This is a genomic window from Streptomyces sp. NPDC002306 (assembly GCF_053593435.1).
Window position 1 is genome coordinate 810,384 of record NZ_JBSFCK010000001.1, and the last position, 23,879, is coordinate 834,262.

The 23,879-nt window shown below is 73.9% G+C and carries 22 protein-coding genes and 1 pseudogene; 13 read left to right on the top strand and 10 right to left on the bottom strand.

All coding sequences use genetic code 11. The annotated features are described in order from the left end of the window. The first annotated feature begins 75 nt into the window (after positions 1–75). The 6 genes from ACWCQK_RS03485 to ACWCQK_RS03510 all read left to right on the top strand — a co-directional run bounded on the left by ACWCQK_RS03485 (position 76) and on the right by ACWCQK_RS03510 (position 8,150). Positions 76–1,320, top strand: a complete 1,245-nt coding sequence (locus ACWCQK_RS03485) for an FAD-binding protein (RefSeq protein ID WP_451151380.1) — start codon at positions 76–78, stop codon at positions 1,318–1,320. A 110-nt stretch (positions 1,321–1,430) separates the two neighbouring features. Beyond that, positions 1,431–2,675 carry an ROK family transcriptional regulator gene (locus tag ACWCQK_RS03490; RefSeq protein WP_451151382.1) on the top strand — a complete coding sequence of 415 codons (1,245 nt, stop codon included), beginning with the start codon at positions 1,431–1,433 and terminating at the stop codon, positions 2,673–2,675. 139 nt (positions 2,676–2,814) lie between these two features. Then, a complete protein-coding gene (locus ACWCQK_RS03495; RefSeq protein ID WP_451151384.1) occupies positions 2,815–2,982 on the top strand; it encodes a hypothetical protein in 168 nt (55 codons plus the stop codon). Between the two features lie 27 nt (positions 2,983–3,009). Then, positions 3,010–5,874, top strand: a complete 2,865-nt coding sequence (locus ACWCQK_RS03500) for a glycoside hydrolase family 2 TIM barrel-domain containing protein (RefSeq protein ID WP_451151386.1) — start codon at positions 3,010–3,012, stop codon at positions 5,872–5,874. Between the two features lie 288 nt (positions 5,875–6,162). Continuing rightward, positions 6,163–7,482: a jacalin-like lectin gene (locus ACWCQK_RS03505; RefSeq protein WP_451151388.1), complete on the top strand. Its 1,320-nt coding sequence runs from the start codon at positions 6,163–6,165 to the stop codon at positions 7,480–7,482. Positions 7,483–7,565: 83 nt separating this feature from the next. Continuing rightward, positions 7,566–8,150, top strand: coding sequence for a TetR/AcrR family transcriptional regulator (locus ACWCQK_RS03510; RefSeq protein WP_451151390.1), 585 nt, complete (start codon positions 7,566–7,568; stop codon positions 8,148–8,150). Positions 8,151–8,171: 21 nt separating this feature from the next. Here ACWCQK_RS03510 and ACWCQK_RS03515 read toward each other — a convergent pair whose 3' ends face one another. The 3 genes from ACWCQK_RS03515 to ACWCQK_RS03525 all read right to left on the bottom strand — a co-directional run bounded on the left by ACWCQK_RS03515 (position 8,172) and on the right by ACWCQK_RS03525 (position 11,177). Continuing rightward, positions 8,172–9,026, bottom strand: coding sequence for an isocitrate lyase/PEP mutase family protein (locus ACWCQK_RS03515; protein WP_451151392.1), 855 nt, complete (start codon positions 9,024–9,026; stop codon positions 8,172–8,174). Positions 9,027–9,096: 70 nt separating this feature from the next. Continuing rightward, complete coding sequence (locus tag ACWCQK_RS03520) at positions 9,097–9,465, bottom strand: VOC family protein (protein ID WP_451151394.1); 369 nt, start codon at positions 9,463–9,465, stop codon at positions 9,097–9,099. Then, positions 9,462–11,177, bottom strand: coding sequence for a DUF2264 domain-containing protein (locus ACWCQK_RS03525; RefSeq protein ID WP_451151396.1), 1,716 nt, complete (start codon positions 11,175–11,177; stop codon positions 9,462–9,464). The genes ACWCQK_RS03520 and ACWCQK_RS03525 overlap by 4 nt, the downstream gene beginning before the upstream one ends. Positions 11,178–11,407: 230 nt before the next feature. Between ACWCQK_RS03525 and mmuM the strand changes: the two genes are divergently transcribed. Together mmuM and ACWCQK_RS03535 are read left to right on the top strand one after the other, a co-directional pair. Continuing rightward, positions 11,408–12,358 carry a homocysteine S-methyltransferase gene (mmuM, locus tag ACWCQK_RS03530; protein ID WP_451151398.1) on the top strand — a complete coding sequence of 317 codons (951 nt, stop codon included), beginning with the start codon at positions 11,408–11,410 and terminating at the stop codon, positions 12,356–12,358. Positions 12,359–12,826: 468 nt separating this feature from the next. Further along, a pseudogene (locus tag ACWCQK_RS03535) lies at positions 12,827–13,803 on the top strand (beta-L-arabinofuranosidase domain-containing protein); the annotation flags it as partial. On the opposite strand, the gene ACWCQK_RS03540 reads toward ACWCQK_RS03535, so the two are convergent. Then, a complete protein-coding gene (locus ACWCQK_RS03540) occupies positions 13,685–15,274 on the bottom strand; it encodes a carboxylesterase/lipase family protein (protein WP_451151400.1) in 1,590 nt (529 codons plus the stop codon). The pseudogene ACWCQK_RS03535 and the gene ACWCQK_RS03540 overlap by 119 nt on opposite strands. Positions 15,275–15,591: 317 nt before the next feature. Here ACWCQK_RS03540 and ACWCQK_RS03545 point away from each other — a divergent pair, with 317 nt between their 5' ends. Further along, positions 15,592–16,605 carry a hydroxyacid dehydrogenase gene (locus ACWCQK_RS03545; protein ID WP_451151402.1) on the top strand — a complete coding sequence of 338 codons (1,014 nt, stop codon included), beginning with the start codon at positions 15,592–15,594 and terminating at the stop codon, positions 16,603–16,605. Between the two features lie 22 nt (positions 16,606–16,627). Here the strand turns inward: ACWCQK_RS03545 and ACWCQK_RS03550 are convergent, their stop codons facing one another. After that, a complete protein-coding gene (locus ACWCQK_RS03550) occupies positions 16,628–17,323 on the bottom strand; it encodes a hypothetical protein (RefSeq protein WP_451151404.1) in 696 nt (231 codons plus the stop codon). A gap of 335 nt (positions 17,324–17,658) precedes the next feature. Between ACWCQK_RS03550 and ACWCQK_RS03555 the strand changes: the two genes are divergently transcribed. Then, positions 17,659–17,880 (top strand): hypothetical protein, encoded by a 222-nt coding sequence (locus tag ACWCQK_RS03555; protein WP_385773712.1) that lies wholly within the window; start codon positions 17,659–17,661, stop codon positions 17,878–17,880. Positions 17,881–18,194: 314 nt separating this feature from the next. Then, positions 18,195–18,386: a hypothetical protein gene (locus ACWCQK_RS03560; RefSeq protein WP_451151407.1), complete on the top strand. Its 192-nt coding sequence runs from the start codon at positions 18,195–18,197 to the stop codon at positions 18,384–18,386. Positions 18,387–18,505: 119 nt separating this feature from the next. Here the strand turns inward: ACWCQK_RS03560 and ACWCQK_RS03565 are convergent, their stop codons facing one another. The 3 genes from ACWCQK_RS03565 to ACWCQK_RS03575 form a co-directional block, all read right to left on the bottom strand. Next, positions 18,506–18,769 carry a hypothetical protein gene (locus ACWCQK_RS03565; protein ID WP_451151409.1) on the bottom strand — a complete coding sequence of 88 codons (264 nt, stop codon included), beginning with the start codon at positions 18,767–18,769 and terminating at the stop codon, positions 18,506–18,508. Then, on the bottom strand, positions 18,766–19,629 hold the full coding sequence (locus ACWCQK_RS03570; protein WP_451151411.1) for an isocitrate lyase/PEP mutase family protein: 864 nt from the start codon (positions 19,627–19,629) through the stop codon (positions 18,766–18,768). The genes ACWCQK_RS03565 and ACWCQK_RS03570 overlap by 4 nt, the downstream gene beginning before the upstream one ends. A gap of 160 nt (positions 19,630–19,789) precedes the next feature. After that, positions 19,790–20,449: a ThuA domain-containing protein gene (locus ACWCQK_RS03575; protein ID WP_451151413.1), complete on the bottom strand. Its 660-nt coding sequence runs from the start codon at positions 20,447–20,449 to the stop codon at positions 19,790–19,792. A 73-nt stretch (positions 20,450–20,522) separates the two neighbouring features. Here ACWCQK_RS03575 and ACWCQK_RS03580 point away from each other — a divergent pair, with 73 nt between their 5' ends. Next, a complete protein-coding gene (locus ACWCQK_RS03580) occupies positions 20,523–21,161 on the top strand; it encodes a VOC family protein (protein WP_451151415.1) in 639 nt (212 codons plus the stop codon). Positions 21,162–21,217: 56 nt separating this feature from the next. Further along, a complete protein-coding gene (locus ACWCQK_RS03585) occupies positions 21,218–21,613 on the top strand; it encodes a VOC family protein (protein ID WP_451151417.1) in 396 nt (131 codons plus the stop codon). Here ACWCQK_RS03585 and ACWCQK_RS03590 read toward each other — a convergent pair. Together ACWCQK_RS03590 and ACWCQK_RS03595 are read right to left on the bottom strand one after the other, a co-directional pair. Next, positions 21,602–22,282 carry a helix-turn-helix domain-containing protein gene (locus tag ACWCQK_RS03590; RefSeq protein WP_451151800.1) on the bottom strand — a complete coding sequence of 227 codons (681 nt, stop codon included), beginning with the start codon at positions 22,280–22,282 and terminating at the stop codon, positions 21,602–21,604. The genes ACWCQK_RS03585 and ACWCQK_RS03590 overlap by 12 nt on opposite strands. A 236-nt stretch (positions 22,283–22,518) precedes the next feature. Continuing rightward, a complete protein-coding gene (locus tag ACWCQK_RS03595; RefSeq protein ID WP_451151419.1) occupies positions 22,519–23,700 on the bottom strand; it encodes a YihY/virulence factor BrkB family protein in 1,182 nt (393 codons plus the stop codon). Positions 23,701–23,879: the final 179 nt, after the last annotated feature.

Sequence of the window (23,879 nt, forward strand, 5' to 3'; positions counted from 1 at the left end):
CCGGGGCCGTCCCGGGTCCCGGGGTAGGTTCACCGGGGAACCCTGGACCACGATCTTCTCCGGAGGGACGACCGCATGGCCGAGACCGTCAGCAACTGGGCGGGCAACATCACGTACGCCGCCGAGGAGGTGCGCCGCCCGCGTTCGTCGGACGAGGTGCGCGCGGTCGTGGCGCGGAGCGCGCGGGTGCGGGTGCTGGGCAGTGGGCACTCGTTCAACCGGATCGCCGAGCCGGGGGCCGACGGGGTGCTGCTCTCGCTCGACGCGCTGCCCGTCGAGGTCGACGTCGACACGACCGCCCGTACGGTCCGGGTCGGCGGCGGCGTCCGGTACGCGGAGCTCGCCCGGCAGGTGTACGGGCACGGGCTCGCGCTGCCGAACATGGCGTCGCTGCCGCACATCTCCGTGGCCGGATCCGTGGCGACCGGCACCCACGGCTCGGGCGTCGGCAACGGACCGCTCGCCGCGCCGGTACGGGAGGTGGAGATCGTCACGGCCGACGGGTCGACGACCGTCATCGGGCGCGGGGACGCGCGGTTCGGCGGGGCCGTCACCTCGCTCGGCGCCCTGGGTGTGGTCACCGCCCTCACCCTCGACCTGGCGCCCTCCTTCGAGGTCGAGCAGCATCTGTTCACCGAACTCCCGCTCGCCGGGCTCGACTTCGAGGCGGTGGCCGCGGCGGCGTACAGCGTGAGCCTGTTCACCGACTGGCGCGAGCCCGGTTTCCGGCAGGTGTGGCTCAAGCGGCGCACCGACCAGCCGCTCGCCGACTTCCCCTGGGCCGTGCCCGCCACCGAGGCGCTGCACCCGGTACCGGGGATGCCCGCCGAGAACTGCACGCGGCAGTTCGGGGTGCCGGGACCGTGGCACGAGCGGCTGCCGCACTTCCGGGCGGAGTTCACGCCCAGCAGCGGCGCCGAGCTCCAGTCGGAGTACCTGCTGCCGCGGGCCGGGGCCCTGGACGCGCTGCACGCGCTGGACGCGATCCGGGCGACGGTGGCGCCGGTGCTCCAGACCTGCGAGGTGCGCACCATGGCCGCCGACGAGCAGTGGCTGAGCCCCGCGTACGGGCGGGACACCGTGGCCCTGCACTTCACCTGGGTCGAGGACACGGACGTGGTGCTGCCGGTGGTGCGGCGGGTGGAGGAGGCGCTGGACGCCTTCGAGCCGCGCCCGCACTGGGGCAAGGTGTACACCGTCCCGGCGGACGTGGTGCGGGGCCGGTACCCGCGGCTCGATGACTTCCGGGCGCTGGTGCGGGAGCTGGACCCGGCGGGTAAGTTCACCAACGCGTTCGTGCGGGACGTTCTGGGCGACTGACTTCGTCAACCCCCTTTCCTAACCCCTTGTCGAACACCGGGCGGCCCCATAGCCTGGCGCGGCGCCGGTGCCGACGTGGTTCCGGACCGGACGGGAGGGGAGGGGCTCCGGTGAAGCGCACCTCACGCGACATCCGCACCGCCAACCGCTACGAAGTGCTGCGCCAGATCATCGCCGCGTCCCCCACCTCGCGCCAGGAGCTGGCGAACGCGACCGGACTCAGTCTCGCCACGGTCGCCACGCTCGTCGGCGAGCTGCTCGACCTGCGCATGATCACGGAGGTCGGCTTCGAGGACTCGGCGGGCGGGCGCCCCCGGGGCCTGGTGGCCGTCGACACCTCCGGCGGCGCGCTGATCGGCGTCGACATCGCGGAGACGTACGTCCATGTCGAGCTGTTCGACCTCGCGCTGAACGTCCTGGCCCGCGCGGAGGAGGACATGCGCCCCGGTGAGAGCCTGCCGGAGCAGGTGGTCGGCCATGTCGCCGCCGCCGTCGGCTCGGTGGTCGCGCGAGCCGGGGTCGAGCCGGACCGCGTCCTCGGCGTCGGCGTGAGCGTGCCGGGACAGGTGGACCGCGACACCGGGGTCTCGGAGTACGCGCCCAACTGGGACTGGCACGACGTGCCGTTGCTCGGCCTGCTCGCCGAACACCTCCCCTTCCCGCTGTACCTGGACAATCCGCTGCGCGCCTGCGCGGTCGCCGAGCTGTGGTTCGGGGCCGCGCGGGGCCGCGGGGACGCCGTGGTGGTCAACCTCGGCACGGGCGTGGGCGCCGGGCTCGTCCTGGGCGGCGGACTGCACCGGGGCGTCAGCAACAGCGCCGGGGAGTGGGGGCACACCACGCTCGTGCTGGACGGGCGGCCGTGCCACTGCGGCAACCACGGCTGCGTGGAGACCTATGTCGGAGCGCCCGGAATCATGCTCAACCTGCGGGAGGCGAGCCCGCTCAGTCCCCTGCTGCACCCCGAGGACCAGACGGCCACCGTCGACGCGCTGGCCCGGGGCGTGGCCGACGGCGACCCGGTAGCGGTCAAAGTGGTCCGGGACACCGCCCGTTACCTCGCCGCCGCCGTCGCCGACCTGGTCAACCTCCTCAACCCCGAGGTGGTCGTGCTGAGCAGCTGGGTCGCCGCCCGGCTCGGCGAACCGCTGGTCGGCGAGGTGCGCGCGGCCGTCGCCCGGCACGCGTTGCGGCGCCCGCTGGCCGCGACCGAGATCGTCCTCTCCCCCATCCCCACCGACCCGGTGTGCCTGGGCGCGGCCACCTTCGCCCTCGAAGGCGCCCTGCAGTCGGTGGGCCACCGGCCCGCCCGGCGCGCCACACCCGCGAGGAGCCGTACCGCACCACCCTCATGACGCTGCACGACCGACACCGCACGACTGACACCGTACGGCCCTCGGCCGGACCAGGACCACGGCGCGGGGGCGGACAGGCCGGCCCTGTCGATCCGCGTCGTCACGCCGTTCCAGGGCAGGCTCATGGGACGGGGAAGGGGTGAGAAGTCCGGATGACCACGACCGCACCCGGGCCGACGCGGACCATGTGCCCGCGCGCGGGTCACTGCCCCGCCGCATCCCCCACCGGCACGCCTACGAGATCCTCCACGGCGTCCGCTTCACCCTGATGGTGCCGAACCGTCGCCTTCCTCCTGCCAAGGGCTGACGCCTTCTTCTCGAGATCGGGAGAACGATGTCCTTCCACGCCTCCGCCACCGACTACGTCGAGGACGTCTCGCCGGGCAGCGGGGCCCTGCCGCCCCGCGCCTGGTACGCGTCCTCGGACGCCCCGTCACTCTCCCTCAACGGCAGCTGGCGCCTGCGGCTGTCGCCGACCGCCGACGCGCAGGACGACTCCTTCACCGAGGAGGGCTACGACTGCGGGAACTGGGCGAAGGTGACGGTCCCGGGGCACTGGGTGCTCCAGGGACACGGTTCGCCCGTCTACACCAACCATCTCTACCCCTTCCCGGTCGATCCGCCGCACGTCCCCACGGACAACCCGACCGGCGACCACCTGCGGTTCTTCGACCTGCCCACGGACTGGCCCGACCTCGCGGACGGCGGTGCGGTGCTGCGCTTCGACGGCGTGGAGTCCTGCGCCCGGGTCTGGCTGAACGGCACGGACCTCGGCGAGTTCAAGGGTTCCCGGCTGCCGCACGAGTTCGCGGTCGGGCACCTGCTGAAGGCCACCGGGAACGTGCTCGCGGTCCGCGTCCACCAGTGGTCGGCGGGCTCGTACCTGGAGGACCAGGACCAGTGGTGGCTGCCGGGCATCTTCCGTGACGTCACCCTGCTGCACCGCCCGGCGGGCAGCGCCCTCGACTTCTTCCTGCACGCCTCCTACGACCACGGCACGGGCGAGGGCACCCTGCGCGTCGACTCCGACGTCGACGGCAGGGTGTCCGTGCCCGGCCTCGACATCGATGTCGCCACCGGCGAGGCGGTGACGGTCCCGGTGCTGCCGTGGACGGCGGAGACACCCCGGCTGTACGACGGTGTGCTGGTCACCGAGGGCGAACGGGTGCCGCTGCGGATCGGGTTCCGGACCGTGCGGCTCGCGGACGGCCTGCTCGAGGTCAACGGCAGGCCGGTCCTCTTCAAGGGCGTCAACCGCCACGAGTGGCACCCGGAGCGGGGCCGCGCCCTCGATCCGGAGACCATGCGGGCGGACGTGCTGCTGATGAAGCGGCACAACATCAACGCCGTCCGCACCTCGCACTACCCGCCGCACCCGGCCTTCCTCGACCTGTGCGACGAGTACGGCCTGTGGGTGATCGACGAGTGCGACCTGGAGACCCACGGCTTCACCGAGCAGGGCTGGCGGAACAACCCCGTCGACGACGACCGGTGGACCCCGGCGCTGCTGGACCGCGCGGCCCGTATGGTCGAGCGGGACAAGAACCACCCGTCCGTCGTCGTCTGGTCGCTCGGCAACGAGGCCGGCACCGGCCGCGGCCTGAGCGCGATGGCCGAGTGGATCCGCGGCCGGGACTCCTCGCGGCTCGTGCACTACGAGGGCGACCGCACCTGCCGCGACACCGACCTGTACTCCCGGATGTACGCCGCCCACGCCGAGGTCGAGGAGATCGGCCGGGGCGAGGACGGCGGACCGGACAGGCGCCGTGAACTCCCCTTCATCCAGTGCGAGTACGCGCACGCCATGGGCAACGGCCCCGGCGGCCTCGCCGACTACCAGGAACTGTTCGAGAAGTACGAGCGGTTGCAGGGTGGCTTCGTGTGGGAGTGGATCGACCACGGCATCAGGCACCCTGAGCTGGGCTTCGCCTACGGCGGCGACTTCGGCGAGGAGCTGCACGACGGCAACTTCGTCTGCGACGGGCTGGTGTTCCCCGACCGGCGGCCGTCCCCGGGGCTCGTCGAGTACAAGAAGGTGATCGAACCGGTCCGCGTCGAGGGCGGCTCGGACGGCACCGTGCGCGTGACCAACAAGCACGACTTCGCCGACCTCGGCGCGCTCGTCTTCACCTGGTCCTACCAGGTCGACGGCGAGGACGTGGAGACGGGCCCGCTGTCCGTGCCGGCGCTGGCGCCGGGCGAGTCGGCCGACGTGAAGCTGCCCGCGCCCCCCGAGGGCACGCCGGGCGCGGAGACCCGGGGCACGGTACGGGCGCTGCTCGCGGCCGACACGCCATGGGCCCCCGAGGGCCATGTGGTCGCCTGGGGTCAGTTCCCCGTCACGGCCCGCCCCGCCGTGTCCCTGGCCGCCACCCGGAAACCCGTGCTCGCCGAGGAGCGGATCACCCTCGGCCCGGGGGTCTTCGACGCCCGAACCGGCACGCTGACGTCGGTCGGCGGGGTGGAGGTCGGCGGACCGCGCCTGGACGTGTGGCGGGCGACCACCGACAACGACGACGGCGCCGCCTGGCAGCCGGACGCCCGCCACGGCGTGCTGTGGCGGAAGCTGGGCCTGCACCGCATGCAACACCGCCTGGACGAGCTGGAGTCGGACGGCCACGCGCTGACGGTACGGACCCGGGTGGCGCCGGCCGGCCGGGCGCTGGGCCTGCGCACCGTGTACCGCTGGACCTCGGACGGGGAGCGACTGCGGCTGACCGTGTCCGTCACCCCCGAGGGGGACTGGACACTGCCACTGCCCCGGCTCGGCGTCCGCCTCGGGCTCCCGGGCTCGGCGGACCGGGTGCGCTGGTACGGCGGGGGTCCCGGGGAGGCGTACCCCGACACCAGGTCGGCCGCCCTGCTGGGCCGTTGGGACTCGCGGGTGGACGACCTCCAGACGCCCTACGTCCGCCCCCAGGAGAACGGCGCGCGCGCGGACGTGCGCTGGGTGGAGATCGGCGGCCTGCGGATCGAGGGCGAGCCGGAGTTCTGGTTCTCCGCCCGCCGCTGGACGACCGAACAGCTGGATCGCGCGGCGCACCTGACCGACCTCACGCCCGGCGACTCGGTGTGGGTCAACCTGGACCACGGCCAGCACGGCATCGGTTCCCAGTCCTGCGGCCCGGGCCCGCTCCCGCGGTACTTCCTGCGGGCCGAGCCGACGGAGTTCTCCTTCGTCTTCTCGCCCACGCCATGACCACCTGACCACCTGACCCCCTGACCGCCGCCGCCCCGCACGACCGGCCGACTCCTCGGCGGGCGAAAAGCGGGGCGGCGAGCCGGGGGGGCTGCGGGTGGGCGGCCCGGCGGGTCGGAAGGGCGGCGGGTCGACGGGTCGACGGCTTGCACTGTTTCCCCAACAGCCCTTGTCCGTCACACCAGTTGGCGTCACGCTGAGCGGCGTCGAGCTGCCGCGCCCGCCCCGTTACCGGGTGCGTCTCCTCCTCTTCTCGCTCCGCCCCCACCCACCGGAGAGACCCCCACCATGAGAAGACTCATCGGCACCCTCGCGGCCGCCGCGCTCGCCTTGGCCGGCCCGGCCGCCGCCGGTCCGACGCCCGCTGCGGCGGCCACCGGCGGCACCTTCGACGTGCTCACCTACAACGTCGCGGGCCTGCCCGAAGGCCTGAGCTCCGGGCACCCGGCGACCAACACCCCGCTGATCTCGCCGAGGCTGGCCGGGTACGACATCGTGAACGTCCAGGAGGACTTCAACTACCACGCGGCGCTGTACGCGGGAGACGGCCACGCGTACCGCACCGCGACCAGCGGCGGAGCCGGGATAGGCGACGGCCTCAACACCCTCTCGGACCAGCCCTTCGAGGACTTCGAGCGCGTGCGGTGGAACGACTGCACCGGTACGAACTGCCTGACCCCGAAGGGCTTCACCCTCGCCCGGGTGCGGCTGGCCGAGGGCGTGTTCCTGGACCTCTACAACGTCCACACCAACGCGGACTCCACCGACGACGCGCTGGCCGCCCGGCGCGCCAACGTCGAGCAGCTCTCCGACTTCATCCAGGCGAACTCCGCGGGCAACGCGGTGATCGTGATGGGCGACACCAACACGCGGTACACGCGCACCGGCGACAACATCCGCACGCTGGCCGACGAGAACGGTCTGACGGACGCGTGGGTGAAGCTGGTGAAGGGCGGCACCCGGCCGGCGCAGGGCGCGGACGCCCTGCTGTGCCCGACCACGGCACCGGCCGACGACTGCGAAGTGGTGGACAAGGTGTTCTACCGCGGCAGCGGGCTGCTGACCCTGAACGCGACCCGCTACCACGACGAGTGGGCGTCCTTCCTGGACTCCGCGGGCGGCAACCTCTCCGACCACTTCCCGCACACGGTCGACTTCTCCTACACCCTCGCCTCCGCGCTGAGTGCCAGTGACTTCTTCGGCGGCCCGCACGGAACGGCCTTCAACGACGCCGACGACCTGCCCGCCGCGCTCTCCCCGCGCACCCTGACCCTGCGCGGCGGCGCCCGTCTCGACGCGGTGTCGCTGACCCACGACGGTGGAACGGCGCTGTCGCACGGCGGCACGGGCGGCACCGCGACCTCACTGACCCTGGCCTCCGGTGAACACCTGACGTCGGTCAAGCTGACGGAGGGCCAGAAGGACGGCCGGACACGGATCTTCTCGGCCGCGTTCGGCACCGACAGGGGCCGCACCCTGTCTTCCGGTACGGCCACGTCCGACACGAGGACGTTCACGGCCCCGTCCGGCCGGCAGATCGTCGGCTTCACGGGCCGCTCGGGCGCCGGGATCGACAAGCTGGGCGTGCTGTACGCGCCGATCGGCTGAGCATCCAACCGCCTGCCGTATGCGCTAGGCTCCAGCCTAGACCCCCTAGGCTGGAGCCTGGTGACATGGAGGAGGCGGTCCCCGTGGCCCGAGCAGGCCTCACGACCGACCGGGTCGTGGCAGCCGCCGCCGACCTCGCCGACGAGGCGGGCTTCGAGAACGTCACCGTGTCCGCGCTGGCCCGGCACTTCGGGGTGAAGGACGCGAGTCTGTACTCGCACATCAAGAACCTCCAGGATCTGCGTACCCGGCTCGCGCTGCGCGCGGGCGGCGAACTGATCGACCGGATCGCGGCGGCCGTCGCCGGGCGGGCCGGCAAGGACGCCCTGGCCGCCTTCGCGGACGCCTACCGCGCGTACGCCCTCCAGCACCCGGGCCGGTACGCGGCCACCCAGGTCCGCGTCGACCAGTCCCTCCTGGCCGGCTCCCCGGCCATGCTGCGCACCGCCGAGATCACCTACGGCATGCTCCGCGCCTACGGCCTCGACGAACCCGACCTCACCGACGCCGTGCGCCTGCTGCGCAGCACCTTCCACGGCTACTGCGTCCTGGAGGCCGGCGGCGGCTTCGGCGCCCCCCGTGACGTACAGAAGTCCTGGGACCGCGCCGTCGACGCCCTGCACGTGGCGCTGGAGCACTGGCCCCGGGAGGAGCCGCACGACGGCTGACCCGGGGGCGGCCGGCCCGGGTCACGGCGTCCGCGGCGGTGTCCCGCGGCGGCCGAACGCCAGCACCTCGTCGTACGTCGGTGTCGTCCCCCGGGGCGCGCGGCCGGCCGTGATGTCCGCGACCGCGTCCAGGGCCGCGCCCAGCGCTCGCCGGTAGAGCAGGGAGCCGAGGCTGATCCGGGCCACGCCGAGCGCGGCGAGATGGGCGACCGTGGGACCGGTGGGCGAGTAGAGGATGTTGAGGGGGACGTCGAGGACGCGCAGCAGCGCGCCGATCCGGCGGGGATCGGTGAGACCGGGCACGAACACCCCGTCGGCGCCCGCCTGCTGGTAGGCGTCCAGCCGCGCGATGGTCTCCCGGGGATCGCCGTCGCCCAGCCAGTGGGTGTCCGTGCGCGCGTTGACGAAGAGCCCGGGAGCGGCCCTCTTCACCGCGGCGATCTTCGCGACGTGCGGGCCGACGGGCCCGAGGCCGTCCTCCAGGTTGATACCCACCGCCCCGACCGCCGCCAGCTCGCGGGCGAACTCCCCCACCTCGTCGGGGTCGGCGCTGAACCCGCCCTCGGCGTCGACCGACAGCAGGAACGGCTCCGAACCGAGCGCGAGGGCGAGCCGGGTCGTCTCGTCACGGGTCGCCGCGGCGCCGTCGGGCAGCCCGGCCGCCGCCGCGGTCCCCAGACTGGTCGTGCCGATCGCCGGGAACCCGCGGGCGGCCAGGGCGCGCGCGCCCGCGTGGTCCCAGGCGTTGGGCAGGACGAGGGGCTCGTCGGCGTGGTGCAGTGCGGCGAAGGCGGTCGGCGGCGCTCCCCCGCGCGAGCGGCGCGGGACCTCGATCCGTCCGGCACGCGCGGGGTCGTCCTGCAAACGGTGCGTCATGCCGACACGCTAGGTCCGCGTCACTTCGGCGGCGGCCGAAGTGTCCGGGGCGCGGTCCCGTACCGGCGTCTCAGTCCGCGCGTTCCGCCGCGCTCCGCTCCACGCAGAACTCGTTCCCCTCCGGGTCGGCCAGCACCGCCCACCCCGTGCCGTCCTCGTCGCGGCGGTCGTCGACGAGCTTCGCGCCGATCGTGAGCAGCCGTTCGACCTCCTCGTCCCGGGTGCGGTCCTGCGGCTGGAGGTCCAGGTGCACGCGGTTCTTGACGGTCTTGGCGTCCGGCACGGTGACGAACAGCAGACCCGCGTCCTCGATCTGCGCCTCCGGGTCGCCGGGATGGTCGTCGGCGTGCAGGGGGCTGCCCAGGACCTGCGACCAGAAGCGGGCGAGGGCGTAGGCGTCGGCGCAGTCGATGGTCGTGTGACGGATCGCGGAAGTCATGTGGGGGATTCTCCGGTACGCCCCTCGAGCCGGGCGACATCCACTCCGTCCCGGTCCAGCCGTACCCGCAGCGCGGGCCCCCGGCTCCAGCGCACGTCCCACTCCCCCGCGCCGCTCCCGCGCAGCGACACCAGGCCGGGCAGCGGGTCCGGATCCGGCTCTGCGGTGAGCCGGGCCAGGGCCACGAAGAGGCTGTCCCCGGCGCCGGTGACGCCGGTGAGTCCGGCGGTCAGGCCCACGGCGGGCAGCAGCTCGGCCCGGACCCCCTCGGGCGCCGCCCACCCGGTCAGCCGCACCGGTGTGCCGGGTTCCGCGCCCGTCACCAGGTGCGCCCGCACCTCCGCGGCTCCGTGCGCGAGCACCAGGCTGGTGACCCGGGCGCCGGAGGCCGTCGTGTGCCGCGAGGCGGCCCAGCCGTCGCCGACGCCCAGCGGTTCGATGGAGGTGCGGCTCGGATCGCCGCCGACGACCACGCTGTTGTCGTACGACGCCGAGGGCGCCGTCACGGTCGAGTAGGCGAGGCGGGTGTAGTAGGGGTCGTAGCGGACGTCCTCGCTGCCATGGTTGTGCAGCCGGACCAGGCCGTCCGAACGGGTCGACTGGAGCAGCCAGTTGGGGGCGGCGACCGGGGTCACCGCGTCGGCGCGCTCCGCCGGGCCGGGCTCCTCGGCCGCCGTCCAGACGGCGTGGTCCGGCGGCAGGAGCAGGCCGAGGAATCCCTTGCTCGCCCAGTACGGGGACGCCGGGCCCGAATAGCCCTGCAGGACACTCTCGTCGGGGCCGTGCCAGCCCAGGGTCAGCAGTCCGCGCTCGTCGACGGCGCCCCGGTCGAGGAAGTACGTCAGCGCGCCCGAGGTCAGCCTACGGGTCTCGCCCGGCGACAGCGGCGTACGGCCGGTCAGCGCGCCCAGCCACAGCGGGGCCGCCGTCGCGAAGCGGTAGGTCAGCGACCGGCCCTGGCGCATCGGGGCACCGTCCGCGCCGAACAGGCGGGCGTAGTCGGCGAGATGGCGTTCCAGGCGGTCGCCGTAGTGGCCGAGGAGCCGGGTGTCGTCCGCCAGCCAGGCGTGCAGGACCGGATAGAGGTGCATCGCCCAGCCGTTGTAGTAGTCGAACTTGCGTCCGTCGCCGTCGGTGTACCAGCCGCCGCCGACGTACCACTCCTCGACGCGTGCCAGTCCGCGGTCGATCGCCTTGCGGGCCGTGTCCGGCTCGTGGCCGATCTCCTGGAGGAATCCGCCGACGGTCACCGGGAACAACTCCCAGTTGCAGGGCCAGGCTTCGGCGGTCAGCGCGTCGGCCAGCCAGTCGGCGGCCCGCTGTCGCACGGCGTCGTCCAGGCGGTCCCACAGCAGCGGGCGCGTCAGCCGCAGGGCGAGCGCGATCGAGGCGGCCTCGACCAGGGGCTGGCCGCGGTCCTCGATGCGGGGCCAGCCGCCCGCGGCTCCGGCCGCGAGGCCCTCGGCGTAGCGCCCGAGCACGTTCTCGTCGCGCCGGAAGGCGGCCAGCAGCAGCGTACGGGCGTAGCCCTCCAGGCCGTCGGAGCGGCGGCCCGACCAGCTCTCGTGGTCGCCGGGCAGGTGGTAGAGGGCGCGGTCCTCGGTGGCGTAGGGCTCCACCGAGGCGAGCAGGGCGTCGGCGGCCGCCTCCCAGTGGGCGCGGGTGAGGCCGGTGCGGGGGCTGAGGGCGCGGTCGGGCGGGGGAAGCCGCATCAGGGGATGTCGTCCTCTCGGCGGGGGTCCGGGCACCCCGGTTCCGGCCGGGACGCCCCTCGACGTGTGCTCAGGTGGTGTGACGACCTCGAAAAGGTAGGGGCGCGCGCCCAGGAGGTCAACGGACCGGACGTCGGTCCGTTCCGCCCGTCGATCCGTTCCGCACGTCGGTCCGTTCCGCCCGGCGGACGTGCGCGGCCGTCGTCCGCCGCTTCGACTAGCGTCGTCGCATGACCCGCGACACCCCCGCCCCCACCCCCGCCCCCACCGCCGCAACCTTCGCCGAGGCCCTCGCCTCGGGTGTCGTCGTCCTCGACGGCGGGATGTCCAACCAGCTGGAGTCCGCCGGACACGACCTCGGCGACGAACTGTGGTCGGCGCGGCTGCTCGCCGAAGGGCCCGAGGCGATCACCGAGGCGCACCTCGCCTACTTCGGGGCCGGCGCGGACGTGGCGATCACGGCCGGCTACCAGGCCACCTTCGAGGGCTTCGCCCGGCGCGGTATCGGCCGGGCCGAGGCGGCCCGGCTGCTCGGGCTGAGCGTGGAGCTGGCGCGCGAGGCGGCCCGGCGGGCCCGCGCCCGGGGCGCGACCCGTGCGCTGTGGGTGGCCGCGTCGGCCGGCCCGTACGGGGCGATGCTGGCGGACGGCTCCGAGTACCGGGGGCGCTACGGCCTGAGCGTCGACGAACTGGAGCGCTTCCACCGGCCCCGCCTGGAGGCGCTGGCCGCCGCCGGACCCGACGTCCTGGCCCTGGAGACGGTCCCCGACACGGACGAGGCGCGGGCGCTGCTGCGGGCGGTGCGCGGGCTCGGCGTGCCGGCCTGGCTGTCGTACTCCGTCGCGGGCGGCCGTACACGCGCCGGGCAGCCGCTGGCGGAGGCCTTCGCGCTGGCCGCCGACGCCGACGAGGTCATCGCGGTCGGCGTGAACTGCTGCGCCCCCGAGGACGTCGAGGCGGCGGTCTCGACGGCGGCGCGCGTCACCGGCAAGCCGGTCGTGGCCTACCCCAACAGCGGCGAGGGCTGGAACGCCGGGGCGCGCGCCTGGACGGGCCGCTCCTCCTTCACCCCCGGACAGGTCACGGGCTGGCGGGACGCGGGCGCCCGGCTGATCGGCGGCTGCTGCCGGGTGGGCCCCGAGGCGATCGCGTCGATCGCCAGGACGCTCAACCCTGCCTAGTCACGCGGCACTTGACGGATCCTGAACTCGGTATATCAGCACGGCACTTCGGCGGCACCCCATCGGCAGGGTCGCGGGGCACACGCGTGACGGCCGGGACGCGCGGCTGCCGGGCGCCGTCCGGTCCGGGTCCGGGCGCCGCCCCGTCCGGGCCGTGTCCGGTGCCGTCCCGTCCGGTCCGGGTCCGGTGCCGTCCCGTCCGGTCCGGGTCCGGGTACACATGTGCGGGTACGGGACTCGGCCTGGGGGAGGTAGCCCCGCCGCGCGCCGGGGCAGGATCCCTGTCGCGTCCCGGGTCGTCTCTCACGCTCCCCGGGACAGGAACCGGTTGCCTCGCCCCGACCGCACGGCAGACACGGGAGTGCCCGCATGAGCTCCGGCCCCATCCGCCTCACCCGCCGTGCCCGTACCGCCCTGCGCCCAGCGTCCGCCGCCCAGGTCACCGGCGGATTCTGGGCCGAGCGGCGGGTGCAGGGGTCCTGGCGGATGGCGCTGCTGACCGGCGAGGCGAAGTACTCCGACCTGGTGGAACGCACCCTCTACAACGGCTTCCTCGCGGGCGTGGGCCTGGACGGCACCCGCTGGCTGTACGTCAACCCGCTCCAGGTGCGCGACGAGTACGAGGGCGCGGGCGAGGCGGACGGGACGGCGCGCCGTACTCCGTGGTTCCGTTGCGCCTGCTGTCCGCCGAACGCGATGCGGCTGCTCGCCGCGCTGCCCCACTACCTGGCGAGCGGGGACCGCGACGGGCTCCAGCTGCACCAGTACGCCACGGGGGTGTACGCGGCGGCCGGGTCCGGGTGGCCACCGAGTACCCGTGGGAGGGCCGGATCGCCGTCACCGTCGAGGACGCGCCGGCGGCCACCGACTGGACGCTCTCCCTGCGGATCCCGTCCTGGTGCGCCGGCTTCACGGCGACGGCACCGGACGGGGCCGTGCTCACGTCGGGCGGCGCCGCGACCGCCCCGGGCGGCCCGGACGGCACCGCGGGCGGCACGGTGCGCGGGCGCGGCGCTGCCGGCGAGGGCGGTGACGGCGCGGTTCCGGGCGTCGACGGGGTGAGCGAGGGATGGCTGCGGGTGCGCCGCCGGTGGCGGTCCGGGGACACGGTGACGCTCGACCTGGACCTCACCCCCCGGCTGGTGCGCCCCGACCCGCGCGTGGACGCCGCCCGTGGCTGCGTCGCCCTGGAGCGCGGGCCGCTCGTGTACTGCCTGGAAGGCGTCGACCAGCCGTCCGGCGTCCGCTTCGACGACCTGACCCTGCCGTCAGGGGCCGCCCTCGCCGTCCGGCACGATCCCGACCTGCTGGGCGGGGTGCGGGTGATCAGTGCCGACGGACGCCGCCGGAGCGACGGAACCGCCGTACCGCTGACCGCAGTTCCGTACTACGGATGGGCCAACCGGAAGGCGGGTCCGATGCGGGTGTGGATTCCGCGGGACTGACGTCCGCCGCCCACAGGGCGCGCTCGGCGTCCCGTGGGCCGTAGGCGACACGCGGGGCGCCGTCGCCGAACACACGCACCGGATGCGTCTCGTCCCACGCGGGCCACCCCGGATCGCCCTCGACGACGAACCGCACCCAGGCCCCGTGCATCGCGTCGGCCAGCTCCGGCGGGGCACCCTCCCCGGCGAGTTGGCGCGCCTCCGGGACATCCCCGGTGTCGAACACGAAGCCGAGCTCCAGCGCGTGGCAGGCGCCGAGGCCACCCCGCCGCGACGGCCAGGCGAACTCGTAGACGTACGCCGACCCCGGCCGGGCGTCGGCCAGCCGGTGCAGCGGGTTCCGCAGCAGGTGGTCGGTGACGAGCTGACCGACGATCTCGGCGGTGCCGGCGTCGGGGTGCAGCGCGCGGTAGCCGCGCACCACCTCGCTGCCGCACCGGCAGCGGGCCATGGCACCGGCCAGCGCCACCGGTCCGAGCCGGTCGACGCGCTCCAGCAGCCCGCCGGGCACCAGCCACAGCCGGTACTCGTCACGGGTCCAGCCCAGCAGCAGGTCGGCGTCCGGGGCGGCGGCCCCCGCCCCGCCGTCACAGAGCGCCTCCAACGGATCGCGCGGTACGAGGTCGCCGTCGACGACGATGCCGAAGGCCGGCCCGCCCAGGACCGGGCTGCTGAGGCGGCCCACCTCGGCCTGGATCCTGAGCAGCAGCGCGGGGTCGACCTCGGCGAAGGCCTCGGCGGTGGCGGGGACCTTCAGCCGGGTCGCCATCCGGCGCACCACCCGCCGCACCTTCTCCCGGTCGAGGGCCTCCGGCGGCCCGCTCTGCAACACCGCCCGCCGGAACAGCCCCTGCGCCCGCGGGGCGGCGATCAGCGCGCCGATGCTGATGGCGCCCGCCGACTGCCCGCACAGGGTCACCCGCCCCGGGTCGCCGCCGAAGGCCTCGATCGACGCGTGCACCCATTCCAGGGCGGCGAGCTGATCGCGCAGGCCGGGGTTGGCGGGGGCATCAGGGAACAGCCCGTAGCCCTCCACGCCCAGCCGGTAGTTGACGGAGACGAACACGACGCCGTCCCGGGCGAAGGGATGTCCGTCGTACACGGGGACGGCCGACGAGCCGCGGGTCAGCGCGCCGCCGTGCAGCCACACGAGGACCGGCAGGCGGGCGGCCGGGCCCGGGTCCGGCGTCCAGACGTTCAGGTTGAGGCAGTCCTCGCCCGGTACGACCGGGTCGGCCAGATACTGCGCGAAGGCCTCCGAGTACGGCGGTTTCGGCGCCGTGGGCCCGAAGTCCACCGTGTCGCGCACCCCGTCCCACGGCTCGGGCGGAACCGGTGGGCGGAACCTGCGGGGGCCGAAGGGGGGTGCCGCGTACGGGATGCCCCGGAACACCGCGACGCCTCGCTCGTATCTGCCGCGTACCGCCCCGTACGGGGTCGTGACCACGGGGTCCGCCCGGCCTGCCGTCATGTGCCCACCAGCCCTTCGCCGCGCAAACGCACTGGTATGGACAGAGCACCACAGCGGCGCACGGTATTCCGCGCCACGAGCCGGATACGGGGCCGTTCGGCGTACGACCGGGCCGTCCGGCGTACCCGAGACCGGGAACCCGCTCGGGTGACCGAGGCCCTGCCGTGCTCCCGTACCTCCGTGCCCCCGTCCGCCGTGCCTCCGTGCGCCCGTGCGCCCGTGCCTCCGTACCTTCCGGCCGGTTGACCGGCTCGTCTGCGCCCGCCTACCGTGGAAGACGCTTTCCGAAAGCGGTTTCTACGCCCCTCAGGAGCCTCATGCCCCGCGCCCGACCGCCCCGGGCCGTGTTCGCCATGGATCCGGTGCACCTTCCGGCGCTCTTCCCGGCGCCCCTCCTGGCCCGGCTCCGGCAGACGGCCGACATCGACCCCGACCTCGTCGTACGGGACTTCGCCGACCCCGTCACCGCCCCGGCGCTCGCCGGCGCCGAGGTACTGATCTCCGGCTGGGGCTGCCCCCGCCTCGACCCGGACGCCCTGGCCGCCGCACCCCGGCTGCGCACGGTGCTGCACGCCGCCGGCTCCGTGCGCGGTCTGGTCGACGATGCCCTGTGGGACCGCGGGATCACCGTGTCCAGCGCGGTCACCGGCAACGCGCTGCCGGTCGCGGAGTACACGCTCGCGATGATCCTGCTCGCCGGCAAGGACGCGTTCGCCCACCGGGACCGCTTCCGGACCACCCACGCCCCGCCCACTCCCGCCGAGACCGCGGCCACCGGCAATCTCGGCCGCCGGATCGGGATCATCGGCGCCTCACGCGTCGGCCGCCGACTGCTCGCGCTGCTCCGTCCGTTCGACTTCGAGGTACTGCTCCACGACCCTTACGTCGACCCCGCGGAAGCCCGCGCGCTCGGTGCCGAACCGCGCACGCTGGAGGACCTGTTGCGCCGGAGCGACATCGTCAGCCTGCACGCTCCCGACATCCCCGAGACCCACCGCATGCTCGACCGCGGCCGGCTCGCCCTGATCCGCGACGGCGGCGTACTGATCAACACGGCCCGGGGCGCGCTGGTCGACCCCGACGCCCTCACCGACGAACTGGTCTCGGGGCGGCTGCACGCGATCCTGGACGTCACCGAACCCGAACCCTTGCCCACCGGCTCCCCGCTCTACCGGCTCCCCAACGTCTTCCTCACCCCGCACATCGCGGGCTCGCTGGGCAACGAACGGGAGCGGCTCGGGCGTATCGTCGTGGCGGAACTGGAACACCTGGCCGCAGGGCTTCCCCTGGCCCACGAGGTACGGCGCGCGGACCTGGCCAGGGTCGCCTGACGACCACGGCCGCGACACCCGGCTACACCCCTTCGCCTCCCTCTCGTTCCTCCCGTTCCTTCGCTTCCTCGCCTTCCGCGCCTTCCGCGCGCAACCGTGCCCAGGTGCGGGTGTCGAGGCTGTCGTGCGGGCCCAGCCGGGAGAGCTCGGTGCCGTCACGGCCGAGGGCCACGACGACCGGCCGGACGCCCCGGCCGCCGGGCGGGGACATCCAGGCGACGACGAGTCCGCGCCGCTCAGAAGCCTCGAACGGCCGGTCCGCGACCAGGTCGAACCGCCGGTCTCCGACGAGCAGGTGGCCCACGTCCGGACCGAGGTGGATCGTGGCGCAGGCGATCCAGGGGGCTGTCCCGAAGGAGCGTGGCGGGCCGCGTCGGCGCGTGCGGCTGAGCGTTCCCGCACCGGCACGGACCTCCATCACGTCGAGATCCACCGGATCGTCCAGCGGCCCGCTGCCGCCGCCCAGATGCCACCACCGCCCGCCGTCCCACTCCAGGAGCTCGGTGTGCTCCCGCGCCCGCGCCGACCGGGGGCGCCGGACCCACCAGACCGCCCCGGCGCCCACACCGACATCGAGATCGGCCGACACCACCGTCAGCACCCTGCGCGGAAGCCATCGCGGCTGCGCGCCGCGCCCCGCCGACACCCGCCGGACCACCCCTGGCACCAGGGCATCCACCCGGCGCCCCGCCCACCAGCTCGCGTCCCAGGCCCGCATGGGCCGGTGATACCCGAGCGGCCGCGCCGCCAAGCCCGTGGGCCCGGGTTCCCGTCCTCGACGCCGGCGAAGTCAACCGAGCGCGTGACGGTCACGCCTTCGAGGCCGACGCGCGCGAGCAGTTGTGCGGCCGTGTCGCCGAAACCCGGTCGGGGTCAAGAGACCGTGACGCGCGGCACATGGTGAACTTTTGGGATCGCCGCCAAGGAAAGCGCAGGTCAACGCCCTACGCTTCCTGCGATCCCGCAAACAGGGGCTCATCCGCCCTGTCTCTGTCGGGCAACGAATGCGGACGGCCGCAGCGGACGGGCATGCGTAGGCGCATACTGGAGTCAATGACGAAGCCAGCTGCACCGAAGCGATATCTGCCCACCAGCCCCTTCAAGGCCCCGGTCGCGCCGCCGCCGAGGCATTTCGCCGTGGGTGACCAGGTCACCCACGACATGTACGGCCTCGGCCGGGTCATCGGCATCGAGGACGGGATCGCAGTGCTCGTGGACTTCGGTTCGGCGCAGCAGCGGATCTTGAGCCCGTACAGCAAGATGAGCAAGCTGTAGAACCGTCGTGCCCGCGCACGGCACGCCAGGCGCCTTCGTGGCCCTGTACCGATTGGGAGACCTCTCATAGACCTGACCTCGCTGTTCTCCGCCCCGGAAGGGACGCCCGGCCTTGCCGTCGCGGCCTCGCCCCGCCCGGCGACGAACCCCTTCCAGAGCCCGGACTTCGGAGAGGACGAGTCCTTCCTGTTCGAGGACGCGCCCGCGTCCGTCCCGAGCAGGGGTGCGGCTCGGCGCAAGGCCGGCTAGTTCCGGACGGTGGCCACCCCGGCCACCGTCGCGTGACCCGGACCGTTCATGATCGCTTCCCGGATGTGAACCTCACCCCGCGCGTCACCGCAGCGTTCGCCCTCGTGGCGGCCGTTCTCACCACCCTCACCAGTACCGGCACCGCCCGGGCCGCCGTCGGTCACACCGACGGCCGCATCTCCGTCACCGCCCCCGTCGACGAGCCCGAGGACGTCGAGCTCGACGAGGCCGGGCGGCCGGATCTTCGCGAGCACTGACCCGGACGTACAGCGGCGGCCTTCCGCCGCGCACCGCGTGTCGGCCCCCCGCACACCGGACACGGAACGGCCGGGCCCGCTGAGTGCGGTACCCGGCCGTCGTCACCCGCGCAAGTACGTCAGTCCTCGTCCCCGTGCCGTTGGGTCCCGATGAGCGCCCTCACCATGCCGACCGCGCCGGCCTCGTGATCACTGCCCGCGGTGCCGCCGCTGCCCCGCTGGACGTTCGCGGCCCGGTCGATCTCGAGGATCGAGTCGGCGTGGGAGTTGTCGATCACGGTGATCAGAGCGCCGCCGGCCGCGGCGGGCGCCGCCGCCACGCCCGGCAGGGCCGCCGCCAGTGCCGCGGTCGTGCGCAGTCGCGGCGGACCGGCAGGGCTCACACGCCCACGCCCTCGGACTCCGACCGCAGCCGGGCGATGTTGCGCTCCAGCAGTTCGGTGGCGGCCTGTACGCCGACCCCGCTCGCGGAGTCCACCTCGGGCAGCCGGCCGTCCGCCGTCTTCAGGGCGGCGAGCGCGGAGTGCATCGCCTCATGGGCCGCGAACAGACACGGCGTGCTGTAGATCGCGACGTCGACGGAGAGTTCCGCGAGCTCCGTCAGCGAAAGCCGCGGGGACTTGCCGCCCGCGATCTGGTTGAACAGCAGCGGCTTGTCCCCCACCACGTCACGGATCCGCCGGATCCACTCGACGCTGCGCACGCCGTCCACCAGGACCACGTCGGCGTCCGTGGCCGCCAGCGTCTTGGCCCGGTTCAGGATGTCGTGCTCGTCCGTGGCGTCGGTGCGGGCCACCACGACCATGTCCCGGCGGGTCGCGAGCACCATCTCCAGCTTGGCGAGGTACTCGTGCAGCGGCAGGACCTGCTTGCCGTCGGCGTGCCCGCACCGGCGCGGCCGCTTCTGGTCCTCCAGGATCACCCCGGAGGCCCCGATCCGCTCCAGCCCCTCCACCACGTGGCAGGCGACCTCGGGGTCGACGTACCCGTCGTCGATGTCCACGAGCAGGTGGTGCCGCGGGAACGCGCCCCGCAGCCGCTGGACGAACGCCATCATGTCCGGCCAGGCGATGAATCCGATGTCCGGCAGCCCGTAGTGCGAGGCCGCGAAGCCGAAGCCGGAGACGAACATCCCGTCGTAGTGGTCGGCCGCGATCGACGCCGAGTACATGTCGTACACGCCGATCAGCGGTGTGGTCCCCGGCCCGGCGATCCGCTCCCGCAGCTTCTTCCCGTACGTCAAGGTCCGTTTCCTCCCAAGGTGGTTGAACACGTCGCGCCGCGCGGGTCGTCGTCACACGGCGCCCTGTGCCAGGACCAGAGGATCTCCATGGCGAGCCGGGACGCTTCGCTCGGACGGACTTCGCTCACCCCATCGGCGCAAGCGGTTCACCGGAGAAACGTCACGCGTCCGCCAACCGGGCCGCCCAGGCGATCCCGCCACGCAACTGGGCCAGGAAGTCCGGGTCGAGCCAGGCGGCGCTGGAGTGGCCGAGGGCCGTGTAGAAGACGCGGCCCAGGCCCTGCTCCCGGCACCAGACCAGTGGATGGTCGTCGCCCATGCCGCCCCCGGCGTACGACGACTCGTCGGCGCGGGCCAGGACCCGTACCCCGGCACGCGGGTTGGTCCGGAAGTCGTACCACTCGTCGGTGAACTCCCAGACGGCGGGCAGCGGTCGGGTGGCGGGGTGCTCACGGTCCTCGACGACGACCCGGCCGGGCTGGTACTCGGGGTGGCGGGCGAAGCGGGCGCCGAGCAGTTCGCCGTAGTAGGGCCAGCCGTACTCGGTGCAGGCCGCCGCGTGCACGCCCGCGAACCCGCCGCCCGCCTCGACGTACTGGGCCAGCCGCTCACGGCCGGCCGGGGTCAGCACCTCGCCGCTGGTGGAGAGGAAGACGACGGCCGCGTAGGCGTCCAGGGGCCGTTCGAGGGCGGCGGGGTCCTCGGTGTGGTCGGTCTCGAACCCGCCGAAGGCGCGTACGGCGGCGACGGCGTCGGGGATGGAGTCGTGGTGGTAGTCCGTGGTGCGCGTGTACACGAGCAGGCGTGGCAGCGTGGTCATGGCGACCGACCCTATGCGGGCCGGCCCGCGACGTCCCGGGCGTCGTCCCACGGGAGGCGTAGGCTCCGGCGTGATGGATGCCGACGTCCGTGTCCCGTTGCTGGACCACCTCGTGCTCGCGACGCCCGATCTGGCGGCGACCGTCGCCGAGTTCACCCGGCGTACCGGTGTGACGCCCGCTCCCGGCGGGGCGCATGTCGGGCTCGGCACCCGCAACCATCTGGTCGGACTGGGCGGCTCCGGCTACCTGGAGATCATCGGGCCGGACCCGGAGCAGTCCGCGCCGTCAGGTCCGCGGCCCTTCGGTGTCGACGGCCTGGCCGCCCCGCGGACGGTCACCTGGGCGATCGGGCCGCCCGACCTGGACGCGGCGGTCGCCGCCGCGCGGGCCCGCGGCTACGACCCGGGTGCGGTGCGCTCCATGAGCCGCCGCCGGCCCGACGGCACGCTGCTGGAGTGGCGCCTGACCGACGGGGCCTCGGCGCATCCCTCGGGCCTGGTGCCGTTCCTCATCGACTGGGGTGCCTCGGTCCATCCCTCGGCGTCGGGCCTGCCCCTCGCTCCCCTGCTGGCCTTGTCCGCGACGACGCCGGATCCGGACGGGATCCGGCCGCTGCTCGCCGCCCTCGGTACGGAACTCCCCCTCTCGCAGGGGCCGGTCGGGATCTCGTTCACGGTACGCACGCCCAGGGGGCCGGTGACCTTCGGCTGAGGGGCGCGTCCGTTTCGTTCAAGACCGGCGGCCCGGTCGCTGCCTACGGTGGTCCCATGAGTCCACGATTCGATGCCATCGGGCTGGTCGTCGCCGACCTGCCCGCCTCCGTCGCCTTCTACCGCCGGCTCGGCTTCGCGTTCCCCGAGGGGGCCGAGCGGGAGCCGCACACCGAGGCCGAACTGCCGGGCGGGCTGCGGCTGCTGCTCGACACGGAGGACACCGTCCGTTCCTTCCACCCTCGGTGGCGGGCGCCGTCCGGCGGGGGCCGTGCCTCGCTGGCGCTGCGCTGCGACGAACCGGGCGAGGTCGACGCCGTGTTCGAGGAGCTGGTGGGCGCCGGGTATCACGGCGAACTGAAGCCGTGGGACGCAGACTGGGGACAGCGGTACGCCGTCGTGCTCGACCCGGACGGCAACGGCGTCGACCTCTTCGCACCGCTAGCGCAGTAGCTCGCCCAACGTCATGCCCGTCAACTCCCTCACGTTACGGGCCAGATGGGCCTGGTCGGCGTATCCGGCCCGGGACGCGGTCTCCGCCTGGGGGACGTCGTCGCGGGCCAGGGCGAGGGCCCGTTGCAGGCGCAGGACGCGGGCCAGCGTCTTGGGCCCGTAGCCGAAGGCGGCCAGTGACCTGCGGTGCAGCTGGCGTGCGCCGAGGCCGAGTTCGTCGGCGGTCGCGGCGACCGGGCGGCCCGCGTCCAGGGCGGCGACCAGCCGGGCCAGCAGCGGGTCGGGCGGGTCCGTGGCCGCCGCCAGCTCCGACGCGATCTCGTCCAGTGCGGCCGGTGGGTCGGCCGCCGCGTCGACCCGCGCGCGCAGGCGCCGTACCGCCGTGGCCGGCCACAGGTCGGCCAGCTCCACCCGCCGGTCGCGCAGTTCGTGCGCGGGGACGCCGAGCAGGGCGGGCGCGGTGCCGGGGCGGAAGCGGACACCGGCCCAGCGCGCGGGGGCGCCTTCGGGGACGTACGGCCGGGTGTCGGGGCCTGCGACCAGCAGCCGGCCCTCGGTCCACAGCAGGTCCATGCAGCCGTCGGGCAGCACGGGGCGCGCGCCCGGCGCCGACGGGGTGTTCGTCCACACCACCGCGCCGCTCAGCTGTCCGGGCCGCTCCACGTACACGTGGGCCAGGCTACGCCGCCCGTGGGTGCGCGGTCCCGCCGTGAGCGGGGCGGTGGCGCGCACGGGCGGTGAGCCGCTCACCGGGAGCGGCGAGGCCTGGTGCCACCGCGCCCACGCCACCGTGGCGAGCCCGACGGGGCCACCGTGCCGCTGAAGAGGCCGGCGTGCCACCGTGGCCGGTCCGCCGTCCGGCGGAGCCGTGCCGGGTCGTCGGGCGGGTGTGGGCGGCTCCCGCGTCACTTCTGCGGGGGAGGTTCCTCCGTGTTCGCGCCGTTGCCCTTCGGGGTGCTCTTCGCGTGGGCGCGCAGGCGTCCCGTCACGTCCTCCGGGGGCAGGAAGCGGGACCAGCGCTCGGGGAACTCGGACGGCATGTCCGGGTCGTCGGGATCGTCGTAGACCTCGTCGTCGTAGGCCCGTGCGGCCGTCAGACGGGCGACGTACTCCGCGGCCACCTCCCCCCGCAGCCGTTCGTTGGCCGCGCGGGCGGCGGCGGTCGCGGCCGCCGGCCAGACGCGGTCGATCGCGGCGTTGACCGCGGCCCCGACGAGCACGGCGAACGCGGACACACCGATCCACAGCAGGACGGCGACGGCGGCGGCGAGGGAGCCGTAGATCGTCGCGCCCTCGATGGTGCTCTGGAGGTAGATCCGCAGCAGTGAGCTGCCGAGCACCCACATCGCGAGCGCCACCAGGGCCCCCGGCACGTCCTCGATCCACGGGGAGCGCACCGGCACGGACACGTGGTAGAGCGTCGTCAGGAAGGCGATGGACAGGACGATCACCACGGGCCAGTAGAGGATCTGCACCACCGTGGTGGACCAGGGCACGATCCGCACCACCGCGTCCGGGCCCGCGACCATGAGCGGCAGCGCGACCGAGCCGATCAGCAGCGCCACGATGAAGAGCAGGAAGGCCATCAGGCGGGTCTTGACGATCCCCCGGACGCCGTCGAGGCCGTACATGACGGTGATGGTGTCGATGAAGACGTTCACCGCCCGGGAGCCGGACCAGAGGGCGAACAGGAAGCCGATGGAGATGACGTCGGGGCGGCCGCCCTTCATGACGTCGTCCAGGATCGGCTGGGCGATCTCCGTGACGCCCTTGTCGGACAGCACCGTGCGCGAGGCCTCGAGGATGTTGCTCTCCAGGCTGCTGATGCTGTCGGTGCCGGTCCAGTCGTCGACGTAGCCCAGCAGACCGATGAGGCTCAGCAGCAGCGGCGGGACGGACAGCAGCGAGAAGAACGCCGCTTCGGCCGCGAGGCCGAGGATGCGGTACTCGATGCAGGAGTTGACGGTGTCCTTCAGAAGCAGCCAGGCCGTCCTGCGCTTGGAGACGTTCCGGTAGAGGGCACGCGCCCGGTGGAAACGCCCGGACGGGCTCTCGGGTTGCTCGGGAGACTGGCTTACTGGCTGCACGTCCTAAAGGTATCCGCCGCGCGAGGCCGCACTCACCTCTGGTGTGACGGTCGGACCGGCGACGCCCGTGGTGTCGCTCCCCTCCCTCACGCAGCGCAATGCGGCAGAAATTGATGGGCAACCCACCAGATACCCCAGGTGGAATCGAACCATTTTTCTGTCATGTCCGCGATGGCTGA

Coding starts and splice junctions, on each gene's coding strand:
- ACWCQK_RS03585 (WP_451151417.1), top strand. CDS start 21,218: ATGAGTCCACGATTCGATGCCATCGGGCTGGTCGTCGCCGACCTGCCC.
- ACWCQK_RS03520 (WP_451151394.1), bottom strand. CDS start 9,465: ATGACTTCCGCGATCCGTCACACGACCATCGACTGCGCCGACGCCTAC.
- ACWCQK_RS03555 (WP_385773712.1), top strand. CDS start 17,659: ATGACGAAGCCAGCTGCACCGAAGCGATATCTGCCCACCAGCCCCTTC.
- ACWCQK_RS03515 (WP_451151392.1), bottom strand. CDS start 9,026: ATGACGCACCGTTTGCAGGACGACCCCGCGCGTGCCGGACGGATCGAG.
- ACWCQK_RS03505 (WP_451151388.1), top strand. CDS start 6,163: ATGAGAAGACTCATCGGCACCCTCGCGGCCGCCGCGCTCGCCTTGGCC.
- mmuM (WP_451151398.1), top strand. CDS start 11,408: ATGACCCGCGACACCCCCGCCCCCACCCCCGCCCCCACCGCCGCAACC.
- ACWCQK_RS03525 (WP_451151396.1), bottom strand. CDS start 11,177: ATGCGGCTTCCCCCGCCCGACCGCGCCCTCAGCCCCCGCACCGGCCTC.
- ACWCQK_RS03580 (WP_451151415.1), top strand. CDS start 20,523: ATGGATGCCGACGTCCGTGTCCCGTTGCTGGACCACCTCGTGCTCGCG.
- ACWCQK_RS03485 (WP_451151380.1), top strand. CDS start 76: ATGGCCGAGACCGTCAGCAACTGGGCGGGCAACATCACGTACGCCGCC.
- ACWCQK_RS03575 (WP_451151413.1), bottom strand. CDS start 20,449: ATGACCACGCTGCCACGCCTGCTCGTGTACACGCGCACCACGGACTAC.
- ACWCQK_RS03500 (WP_451151386.1), top strand. CDS start 3,010: ATGTCCTTCCACGCCTCCGCCACCGACTACGTCGAGGACGTCTCGCCG.
- ACWCQK_RS03540 (WP_451151400.1), bottom strand. CDS start 15,274: ATGACGGCAGGCCGGGCGGACCCCGTGGTCACGACCCCGTACGGGGCG.
- ACWCQK_RS03550 (WP_451151404.1), bottom strand. CDS start 17,323: ATGCGGGCCTGGGACGCGAGCTGGTGGGCGGGGCGCCGGGTGGATGCC.
- ACWCQK_RS03545 (WP_451151402.1), top strand. CDS start 15,592: ATGCCCCGCGCCCGACCGCCCCGGGCCGTGTTCGCCATGGATCCGGTG.